A 9,805-nucleotide genomic window follows, 5' to 3' on the forward strand; every position below is an offset into this window, starting at 1 on the left:
GCCTTAAAATTATCTTAAAAATAGCTTTATTATAGAAAAAAAATCCAAAATTTGTCATTAATCTCCATCATTAATAAATTTAAAATTTACAAATAACTAAAATTTAAGTCAAAATCTATTACTGTAAAAGTAAAGTAAAAGGATAAAATTTTGATAAATGTCCATAAAATAGCCTATTTAAGAGTTATTGCACTAACTTTTGGAGCTTTTATATTTAATACAACAGAATTTGTACCAGTACCGCTTCTGAGTGATATGGCAAAAGATTTTGGTATGAGTACGGCAGATACTGGACTAATCATCACAATCTATGCATGGAGCGTGACGATATTATCTTTGCCATTTATGCTTTTGACTGCAAATTTAGAGCGAAGGTCGCTACTCTTAAAAATTTTTATACTTTTTGTGGCTTCTCACGCACTTTGTTCTGTTGCTTGGAATTTTACGATTTTGACGATCGGCCGTGTGCTTATCGCTATCTCTCATGCTATATTTTGGTCGATCACTGCCTCGCTTGCTGTTAGAGTGGCGCCTATCAATAAAAGTTCGCAAGCTCTTGGTCTTTTAGCGCTTGGCACCTCGCTGGCGATGATACTTGGCTTGCCACTTGGCAGGATAATAGGTGACGCCTTTGGTTGGCGTATTACATTTGGACTGATTGGGGTTTTTGCAGTAGGAGTTGGTTTTTGGTTGCATAAAATTTTACCGATTTTGCCTAGTAAAAACTCAGGCTCCTTAAAAAGCTTACCAGAGCTTGCTAAAAATGGTTTTTTAATGGTTATATTTTTGCTAACAGCTATCGTTGTGAGTGCGCATTTTAGCACTTATAGCTACATCGAGCCATTTGCAAAGGATATTAGTGGTTTTAGTGGCAAATTTATCACTATATTTTTGCTTATATTTGGTGTCGCTGGTATCGTGGCAAGCTGGCTTTTCTCTAAATTTTATAGGCTTATCCCAAATGTCTTTTTGACTCTTTCCATCACACTTATTTTGGCTTGTTTACTGGCACTAAAATTGATCGCATCAAACGAGGCTTTGATGCTTATGCTAGCCTTTGTTTGGGGGCTTGGCATAGCTGGGATAAATATGAGTTTTCAGATAAAGGTACTAAATTTGGCTTCAAACGCCACTGATGCTGCGATGGCGATATACTCAGCCATTTATAATATCGGCATTGGAGCAGGGGCACTAATAGGGCATCAAACGATAGTTCGCCTTGGCGAAGAAAATATTGGCAATGTTGGCGGTATCTTTGCAGCAGCTGGCCTTGTCGTTTTTCTTGCAGCAGTGGCTAAATTTAAAAAGTCTAAGTAAATTGAATATCAAAAATTTGTTTAAAAGAGTTACAAATTTCTACATATAAGTGATAATAAATATCATAACTAAGAATAATTTTAGCAAAGCTTTCTTATAATCGTTATCAGAAAATAAATAAATTTTAGGAGCTTGTTATGTCAGTTTTAGTTATCGGAGCAGATGAGATAACGCCTATTAAGGCCGTTTTGCATGATTTGGGAGCTGAGAAGATAGAGCACTGGGACGCTAGAAATGAAAACCGCGTAAACCGCAAGCCAATCCCACAAGATACCGAGTGTGTGGTGATGCTAACTAGTTTCTTAAACCACAACACGATGAAGACCATTAAAACTCAAGCAAAAAAGAGAAATATTCCTATCGTTTGTGCGAAAAGAAGCGTTAGTTGCGTATTTTGCGAGTATTGCAAGGTCTTTGGCCTAGATAAGGAATTTGGATGCAAAGAATAATCAATGAAATTCGGACTTTTATCAGATATTGGCGAAATAACTCCAAGTATTTTTGCAAAGCTTGACAAGCTTTCACGTGCAAAAATTTTCATCGCACTTTATAATGTTGGCGTAGAAGATGAGCTAAAAATTCCGCTTTCTTACGCTAAATTTCTAAATTTCAAAGAAATTTTTGAGGCTAGGATAAATTTCCTACTTCGTGAGAAATGTCTAAATTTTAAGCCAGCAGATCGCTTTTGTATTTCATCAAATATTATCATAAATGCTTATTTAAAAGACGACTTTTCAAAGATCAAATTTATAGCAAGAGAGCCGAAAATGGTGGCTGCAAAGATGATAAAAATGCTTTACGCAAGTGGAAAATTTGAGTTTTGTATCGATGCGGCACAGATGTTTTGTCAATTTGTTTATGATAAAATACGCCTACGCCATCAAGATAAAGAGGTCATGCTAAATAGCGGTGTCATTTCGGTCAAAAAAGATGGTAAAAATTTACTTAGTGTCATGCCAAGCTTTAAAAAAGTGAGCTTTGATGATATGAGAAATTTAAATGACGATATAGATAGAGCCGTCGGTGTGCTTGGTCACGAGTGCGAGATGGTTTATATCGTTTTTCCTAGAAATGAGGAATTTAGGCGACACGTTGAGGTTAGGCACTGTTGTGCGAGAGGTTTGATCAAGCTTGTGCCTTATACGATTATTAGTAAAATTTTTTAAAAAGGATAAAAATGATAGGTATAGTTTATGGAAGTAGCATGGGAAATACCGAAGATGCAGCAAAACTTATAAGTGAGGGTCTAGGCCTTGAAAATGAGCTTTTAAACGTTGCTGATGTAGACGCAGCGAAACTAAATAGCTTTGATAAGCTCATCCTTGGTACATCAACCTGGGGCAGTGGTGATCTTCAAGATGACTGGGATGCGTTTGACTTTAAAGCATTAAATCTAAGCGGAAAAACAGTCGCTGTTTTTGGCATGGGTGATAGCGAGAGCTACTCTGATGAGTACTGTAACGGCATGGCAAAGCTTTATGATGAGGTAGTAAAAGCTGGCGCAAAGGTAGTTGGCGAGGTTAGCACCGATGGATATACATTTGATGGCTCTGATGCTGTAAGAAATGGAAAATTTGTAGGTCTAGCACTTGATGCTGATAACCAAAGTGATAAAACTGAGGGTAGAATTTCAGCTTGGATAGAGCAGATAAAACCATACTTTGCGTAATTAATTTAGCTAGATCTTCTAGCTAAATTTATATATCCATAGCCGAGATGAAGCTTTTTATTCTTTCGTTTTGGCTATTGAAAAACTCATCTACTAAGCCATCAAATGCGATCACGCCTTTATCTAAAAACAAAATTCTATCAGCTATCTTTCTAGCAAAATTCATATTATGAGTGACAATGATCATAGACTTTTTCTCTTTTGCAAGAGATAAAATAACCTTTAAAACTTCAGCCTCAAGCTCTGGATCAAGCGCGCTTGTAGGCTCGTCAAGTAGCAAAAAGTATGGATTTACGGCCAGTGCTCTAGCGATGGCTACACGCTGTGCTTGACCGCCAGAGAGCCTGTTTGGATAGGTATCTTCTTTGTGGCTAAGCCCCACTTTAGCTAAAAGCTCTTTTGCCTCTTTTATTGCTTCGTTTTTATCCTTTTTTTGAACATAGATCGGAGCTTCAGTGACATTTTGAAGTGCTGTTAGGTGTGGGAATAGGTTGAAGCTTTGAAAGACCATGCCTGTTTTTTTGCGAATTTCTAAAAGCTTTTTTGAGCTAAGCTTCTCTTTAAAATTTACAGCTCTATCATCTACCTCTAAAATGCCACTTTGTGGGATCTCAAGTAAATTTATGCATCTAAGAAGTGTTGATTTGCCACAACCTGATGAGCCAACGATCACGGTCGTTTGTCCTTCTTTGAAGCTTGTGTTTATGTTATCTAGCACCAAATGATCGCCGTAAGATTTGCTTATATTTTTAAAATTTATAGCCATTAGACATACCTTGAGACAGCTTTTTCAAGCCTTGATTGAAGATAGGTTAAGAGTGTGCAAACCACTAGATAGATAAGTGCTGCTAGGATGTAGAGGATGAGTGGCTCAAAGGTCCTTGCTGCGATCCTTTGAGCGACCATAAACATATCTACCATCGTTATAGAAGCTGCTAGTGAAGTGTCTTTAACAAGGCCTATAAATGTGTTTGAAAGTGGCGGCAACGAGATCCTCACTGCTTGGGGTGCGATGATACGTTTTAAAATTTGATAGTGTGTCATGCCAAGCGATGTGGCAGCCTCCCACTGACCTTTTGGCACAGAAAGTATGGCAGCCCTTACAGACTCAGACGCATAAGCGCCTACGTTTAGGCTAAATGCGATAGTCGCCGCACTCCAAGTATCAAGCGTGACGCCGATGCTAGGAAGCCCGTAAAATACGATGAAAAGCTGCACAAGAAGTGGCGTGCCGCGAAATATCCAAACATAGGTGGCAAATATAAATTTTAAAATTTTTATATTTGAAAGCCTCGCTACTGCTGTGATAATAGCGATGACAAGCCCTAGCGAAAACGAGAGCAAAGTAAGAGGGATCGTCACTTTTAAAAGTGCGATGATCATCGGTAGCGTCGAGCTTGAAACAAGCTCGATCACCCTATCTAAATTTTCCATTTTTGCCTTGTTGGTTTATAAATTTATTTTGAGACGTCTTTGCCAAAGTAGCTTTTTGAGATAGCTTCTAGTTTGCCTTCTTTTGAAAGTTCATTTAGAGCATTTGAAATTTGCTCTGCAAGCTCGGCGTTGTCCTTTTTAACAGCTGCTGCTGTGTAGTCTTTCTCATCAAGTGAGGCAGCTATCTTTACAGGTGCATTTGGGCGCTCTTTTATGAAGTCGTAAAATACGATGTTATCTCTTACAACAGCATCTACGCGTCTTGATATAAGAAGCTCCATACTTTTCGCAAAACTATCTGTTACGACGTGTTCAGCGCCATATTTTACGGCGACTTTCGCCCAGTTGCTCGTAGCTGAGTCGGCATTTCTTTTGCCTTTTAGATCAGCAAAACTTTTTATATCGTTATTATCTTTTCTAGTGATGATGGCGCCAAATGTTACAGTATAAGGCACTGAAAAAGCATACTTTTTCTTTCTCTCGTCAGTTATACTTACTTGGTTAAACACAACGTCTGCCTTGCCCGCGTCAAATGCCGCTAGCATCGCATCCCAAGGGGCTGTTAGAAACTCAACTTTTAAATTTAGCTTTTGTGCTACTGCTTTTGCGATATCTACGTCGTATCCTACTAGCTCATTTTTGTCATTATAAAATGTAAAAGGAGCGTAAGTACCTTCAGTTGCTACTGTTAGCACGCCGTCTTTTATAGTTTTTGCCTGTAAATTTAAAGCCATTGCAAGCACGGCTACTACTTTTAATAAATTTGTAAATTTCATTTTAATCCTTTATTTTGAAATATCTTTTCCAAAATATTTCATCGAAATTTCGCTTATCTTACCCTCGGCTTTTAGTTCATCAAGCGCTTTGTTTATCGCCTCTAATAGCTCAGTGTTACCTTTTTTAACGATTGCAGCTGTTGGCATCGGCTCGTTGCTTGTGTATGCGATTTTTAGTGGCGCATTTGGGCGTTGTTTGATATAGTCATAAAAAGTGACGTTGTCGTTTATCGTATCATCAGCTCTTTTTGAGATGATAAGCTCCACGCCTTTGCTAAAGCCATCAGCCACAACCACTGTTGCACCGTTTTTCTCGGCTATCGCTGCCCAGTTGCTAGTCGCAGAGTGTACGCTCTTTTTGCCCTTTAGATCAGCAAAACTTTTGATGTCGTTATTGTCTTTATGCACGACAATTACTGGATATGGCATAGTGTAAGGCACGCTCATACCATACTTTTTCTTTCTATCTTCGTTTATACTTACTTGATTAAATACAACATCGGCCTTACCAGCATCAAATGCTGCTAGCATCGCATCCCAAGGAGCTGTTAGAAACTCAACTTTTAAATTTAGCTTTTGCGCTACTGCTCTTGCAATATCTACGTCATATCCTACTAGCTCGCCCTTTTCATCGTAAAATGAGTAAGGCGAGTAAGTACCTTCAGTTGCGACGGTAAGTTCGCCTTTTTTGATAGTTGAAGCATTTAAATTTAAAGCTAAAAAAGCACCTGCGATCAAGCCAAAAATGGGCTTAAAATTCATTAATTCTCCTTATTTAAAATATCTTTACTGAAGTATTTAAGCGAAATTTCGCTTAAAGCTCCTTCCTTGCTAAGCTCATTTAGGGCAAAATTTATCTTAATTAGTAGCTCTTTGTTACCTTTTTCTACGTTATAGCCCATTTGTTCACTATTTGTATGGCATCATCTTTTATGCTTGCTAGTAATTTTGTAAAGGCAGAATTTAGCAAACAATCGCACGAATTGCACCAAATTTAAAAAGCAATAGAAATTTTTATATAAAACTCTTTGCAAAAAATTTCAAGATTTATGCAAATGTCAGTCGCAACTGCAATCGGGGTAGTATTTTGGCGCATTTTATCACGAAAAAAGAGAGCGGTGCCTCACTCCGCTAAAAGTGAGACCGCTAGAGCTTTTACGCCCTTAAAATCAACCTTGCCGCTTGCAAGCGTTGGTATATCATCAACGATGAAGATATAGCTTGGCATCATTATCGGAGCTAAGTTGCTCTCTTTTAAAATTTGCTCTAAATTTTCAGGCTCTGTGCCACTTTTTACTAAAAGCGCGATCGCTTCGCCCTTTTTGCTATCTGGCACGTTTGCACTGCTAAAGACAACATCGCTTCCAAGCACCTTTGCAAGCTCTTCTTCAACGCTTCCAAGGCTTATCATCTCGCCGCCTATCTTGGCAAATCTTGAGTATCTATCGACGATAAATACAAAGCCGTTTTCGTCTATGTGGCCTTTATCGCCAGTTTTATAGTATCTTACACCATCAATGTGCGTGATTACCTCGCTTGTTTTGGCTTCGTCGTTTAGATAGCCCTTCATTACCTGCGATCCGCCGATCACGATGAGCCCATCTGTGCCAGTTTCTAGCTCTTCAAGAGTCTCTGGGTCGATTATCTTGATGATGGTGCCAGGCAGAGGCATGCCAACGCTTCCAGGTCTATTAAATGTAAGCTCTTTTAGGCTCTCTTTTTCTAGGATATTTGGCATATTTACAGCAGCTACCGGTGCCGTTTCTGTCGCGCCATAACCTTCATAAATTTCTATGCCAAATTTGAGTCTAAACTCATCTTTTATCTCAGGTTTTAGCTTTTCAGCCCCAGCTACGACCATTCTGGCACTTTGAAACATCAGCGGATGAAGCTTTTTGTTTCTGGTGTAGAGCCTAAAGAACGTTGAGGTACCAAATATGATGCTAGCGCTGTGTCTTGCCGCCATTTTGCCGATAGTCGCTCCGTCTGTTGGGTCAGGCACGCTTACCATTTTTATGCCCTCGCAAAGCGGCATGAGCGTGGTGACCGTTAGTCCAAATGAGTGAAAAACAGGGAGTGAGTTTAAGATCACGTCATCTTTTTTGAAATTTAGAAGTTCGCTTATTTGCTTAATGTTTGCAAGTAAATTTTTATGGCTTAGCTCGATACCCTTTGGCTCGCCTTCGCTGCCGCTACTAAATAAAATGGTAGCAGTATCCTCTAAGCTTACACGCTTAAAATAGCAAAGCTTAATAAGCCAAGTTGGAGCAAAAAATGCCGTTAAAAGCGCTAGAAATTTCTCTTTTTTTGAGACGCTGGCTGAGAGATCTTCTGCAAATTTAGCTTTGCCACTCATCGCATCTTTTAGATCAAAGCCCTTAAGTGCTAGTTTTTCAAGAAATTTGCTTGAGGTGATCACCGTGTTTATATCCGCCTTTCTTAGGGCGTGATTTAGAGAGGTCTCATTTAGTGTATAGTTTAAATTTACGCTCACTTTGCCCATCGCAAGAAGCGCTATATTGACGATAGCTGCGATGCTTGAGCTAGGCAGTAAGATGCCTATGTTTTTCTCATCTTTTAGCTCACGTTTGAAAATTTTGATAAATACTAAAACAGCTGTTATAAATTTCAAGTTGCTTAAATTTAGCCCTGTGCTGTCGCTTACGCACTCTTTAAATTTATCCTCTTTTGCGTTGTTTAGCCACTCGCTCGTTAGTGGTTTTTGCCTTGAGATAAAGTTTTCCCACGATGAAAAGCTAAGCTCAAGCACCTTTTGCTTCATCTTTGCAGCGTTTATAAATGTGGTTATTGGTTTGCCAAAGGCGACGATGATGTCGCGTCTGCCGTTTTTAGAAGTGAGGTCTTTGTAAAATTTACTAGCTCTTGAAAAGCTCGAGCCCCAAAGGCCGCGAAGATAAAATGGCACGATGCAAATTTCTTCTAGATCTCTGATGATAAGCTCAAAGCCCTTTTGAAACTCATTTATCTGGCCGTTGTAGCTGATGTGACCCTCTGGGAAAAGTGCGACCACTTCGCCATTTTTTAGGCACTCTCTAACTAGCTCGATCGACTCTTTGCTTGCCCCTGCACCTATTGGGATCACCTTAAAAAATTTAAAAATTTGCTTTAGATACCATTTGTTATAGATCGTTCTATACATGACAAATCTTATACCCCTCGGGCTTGCAGCTTGAAGCACGAGCCAGTCGATCCAGCTGATGTGATTGCCAAGAAGTAGTGCGCCGCCACTTTGTGGTAAATTTTGAAGGCCTTCTACAAAAAAGCGGTACTTTGTCTTTAAAAATGGTAGTAAAAGTAGCCTTGTAAAAAGGTGCGGAAGCTGCAAAATGGCGTAGAAGCTGCCAATTAAGCAAACAAGCGCTGTAAAGACAAAGAGCCCAGTGGTTGAAATTTTAAAATATACTAAGCCTATGCCAATAGCTAGAAATAGCAGCATTGAGACGTTTTGTAAGAAGTTATTTGCCGCCATTATCTTGCCGGTGGTCTTTTGCGGGGCAAAGTACTGGATCATCGCATTTAGCGGCACTATAAAAATTCCACCAAAAAAGCCAAATGCAAATGAGCTAAGGCTCACTACGCCGATATTTGAGCCAAATGCGAAAAATAAAAGCGAAAAAAATATACCAATAGCACCCATCGGCACGATACCAAGCTCGATGTGAAGCTTTGACATAGAGCCAGCCACGTATGAGCCAAATGCGATGCCTATGGCGCTTGCTGCTAGAATTGCTTGCACCGCTAGCGAGCTGTCGTCGTTAAAAACGGCTTTGTAATGAGCTGGGAAAGCTGCGATGATGATCTGAGAAATTCCCCAAAATATACTAAGCCCAGCGATACTTAGCCAGATATTTTTATCTGACCTTACTTCTTTTAAATTTTCTCTTAAATAGCTAAGGCGAATATATTTTTTAATATCAAAATTTTCGCTTGTTTCGTCTTTTTCATCAATGCAAGGTAATTTATAAGCAAAATATGCTTCAAGTGCGCTAAATATGACTAAAAAGATGCCAATAGGATAGACGCTTTTTAAAATTTCCTCCGAGTTTTCGCCTTGGATGTATAAATTTTCAAATATAAATGAAAATAAAAATGAGCTAAAAAGTATCGCAATGATGGTGAGCGCTTGGATGATGCCATTTGCTGTGCCAAGTCGCTCAGTGCCGACAAGTGCTTTGATGATGCCATATTTTGCTGGTGAGTAGATCGCACTTTGAGCAGCTAGTATGAGTGTGAGTGCAAAAGCTACGCCAAAAGCACCTGCAAGATAGCTAAAAAGCACCGCGACACTAATGATAAAGCCAAAAATGGCACAAATTCTTATGACTTTTGTCTTTGAGAATTTATCATTTATAAAGCTTGAGGGCGAAAATAAAAATATAAATGGTAGCAAGATCATTGCGTTTATGACAGCTGTTAGGATAAAAAGTATGTCGCCATCGTATGTTTTTAAAAGAACATTTTGTATGGTGATTTTATGTGCCAGATCGACGCTTGCATTTAAAAATACGATCGCAAGGTAAGGCAAAAAGCCAGCAACTTTTAATAAACTCATCATAGAGTTTATTAAAAGTTGCTGGCTTTTTGCCTT

Annotated in this window: 10 protein-coding genes; 4 read left to right on the forward strand and 6 right to left on the reverse strand. The window is 39.0% G+C overall.

Going from position 1 to position 9,805, the window contains the following annotated elements:
- Window positions 1-150: 150 nt before the first annotated feature.
- The 4 genes from F3G66_RS04020 to fldA all read left to right on the forward strand — a co-directional run bounded on the left by F3G66_RS04020 (window position 151) and on the right by fldA (window position 2,986).
- Window positions 151-1,317, forward strand: coding sequence for a sugar transporter (locus F3G66_RS04020; protein WP_149707236.1), 1,167 nt, complete (start codon window positions 151-153; stop codon window positions 1,315-1,317).
- A gap of 137 nt (window positions 1,318-1,454) precedes the next feature.
- Window positions 1,455-1,766: a DUF2325 domain-containing protein gene (locus F3G66_RS04025; protein WP_002939277.1), complete on the forward strand. Its 312-nt coding sequence runs from the start codon at window positions 1,455-1,457 to the stop codon at window positions 1,764-1,766.
- 3 nt (window positions 1,767-1,769) lie between these two features.
- Complete coding sequence (locus F3G66_RS04030) at window positions 1,770-2,483, forward strand: UDP-N-acetylmuramate--alanine ligase (RefSeq protein WP_149707237.1); 714 nt, start codon at window positions 1,770-1,772, stop codon at window positions 2,481-2,483.
- Window positions 2,484-2,494: 11 nt separating this feature from the next.
- Complete coding sequence (fldA, locus tag F3G66_RS04035; protein ID WP_087579226.1) at window positions 2,495-2,986, forward strand: flavodoxin FldA; 492 nt, start codon at window positions 2,495-2,497, stop codon at window positions 2,984-2,986.
- A gap of 28 nt (window positions 2,987-3,014) precedes the next feature.
- On the opposite strand, the gene F3G66_RS04040 is transcribed toward fldA, so the two are convergent.
- The 6 genes from F3G66_RS04040 to F3G66_RS04065 all read right to left on the reverse strand — a co-directional run bounded on the left by F3G66_RS04040 (window position 3,015) and on the right by F3G66_RS04065 (window position 9,772).
- Window positions 3,015-3,752, reverse strand: coding sequence for an amino acid ABC transporter ATP-binding protein (locus tag F3G66_RS04040; RefSeq protein ID WP_103559808.1), 738 nt, complete (start codon window positions 3,750-3,752; stop codon window positions 3,015-3,017).
- Window positions 3,752-4,420 (reverse strand): amino acid ABC transporter permease, encoded by a 669-nt coding sequence (locus F3G66_RS04045; protein ID WP_021089366.1) that lies wholly within the window; start codon window positions 4,418-4,420, stop codon window positions 3,752-3,754. The genes F3G66_RS04040 and F3G66_RS04045 overlap by 1 nt, the downstream gene beginning before the upstream one ends.
- Window positions 4,421-4,443: 23 nt before the next feature.
- Window positions 4,444-5,196 carry an amino acid ABC transporter substrate-binding protein gene (locus F3G66_RS04050; protein ID WP_087579224.1) on the reverse strand — a complete coding sequence of 251 codons (753 nt, stop codon included), beginning with the start codon at window positions 5,194-5,196 and terminating at the stop codon, window positions 4,444-4,446.
- A 9-nt stretch (window positions 5,197-5,205) separates the two neighbouring features.
- Entirely contained in the window at window positions 5,206-5,958 is a 753-nt protein-coding gene (locus tag F3G66_RS04055) for an amino acid ABC transporter substrate-binding protein (protein ID WP_087580383.1), read from the reverse strand.
- Window positions 5,958-6,098, reverse strand: a complete 141-nt coding sequence (locus F3G66_RS04060) for a hypothetical protein (RefSeq protein ID WP_223154213.1) — start codon at window positions 6,096-6,098, stop codon at window positions 5,958-5,960. The genes F3G66_RS04055 and F3G66_RS04060 overlap by 1 nt, the downstream gene beginning before the upstream one ends.
- 221 nt (window positions 6,099-6,319) lie before the next feature.
- Window positions 6,320-9,772 carry an acyl-[ACP]--phospholipid O-acyltransferase gene (locus F3G66_RS04065; protein WP_149707238.1) on the reverse strand — a complete coding sequence of 1,151 codons (3,453 nt, stop codon included), beginning with the start codon at window positions 9,770-9,772 and terminating at the stop codon, window positions 6,320-6,322.
- Window positions 9,773-9,805 lie beyond the last annotated feature (33 nt).

Origin of the sequence: Campylobacter concisus (genome assembly GCF_902460665.1) — a bacterium.
Lineage (GTDB): Bacteria > Campylobacterota > Campylobacteria > Campylobacterales > Campylobacteraceae > Campylobacter_A > Campylobacter_A concisus_AL.

Excerpts from the sequence above, each read along its gene's own strand:
- F3G66_RS04030 (WP_149707237.1), top strand. The coding sequence starts at position 1,770 with ATGAAATTCGGACTTTTATCAGATATTGGCGAAATAACTCCAAGTATT.
- F3G66_RS04060 (WP_223154213.1), bottom strand. The coding sequence starts at position 6,098 with ATGGGCTATAACGTAGAAAAAGGTAACAAAGAGCTACTAATTAAGATA.
- F3G66_RS04040 (WP_103559808.1), bottom strand. The coding sequence starts at position 3,752 with ATGGCTATAAATTTTAAAAATATAAGCAAATCTTACGGCGATCATTTG.
- F3G66_RS04065 (WP_149707238.1), bottom strand. The coding sequence starts at position 9,772 with ATGATGAGTTTATTAAAAGTTGCTGGCTTTTTGCCTTACCTTGCGATC.
- F3G66_RS04055 (WP_087580383.1), bottom strand. The coding sequence starts at position 5,958 with ATGAATTTTAAGCCCATTTTTGGCTTGATCGCAGGTGCTTTTTTAGCT.
- F3G66_RS04025 (WP_002939277.1), top strand. The coding sequence starts at position 1,455 with ATGTCAGTTTTAGTTATCGGAGCAGATGAGATAACGCCTATTAAGGCC.
- F3G66_RS04045 (WP_021089366.1), bottom strand. The coding sequence starts at position 4,420 with ATGGAAAATTTAGATAGGGTGATCGAGCTTGTTTCAAGCTCGACGCTA.
- fldA (WP_087579226.1), top strand. The coding sequence starts at position 2,495 with ATGATAGGTATAGTTTATGGAAGTAGCATGGGAAATACCGAAGATGCA.
- F3G66_RS04050 (WP_087579224.1), bottom strand. The coding sequence starts at position 5,196 with ATGAAATTTACAAATTTATTAAAAGTAGTAGCCGTGCTTGCAATGGCT.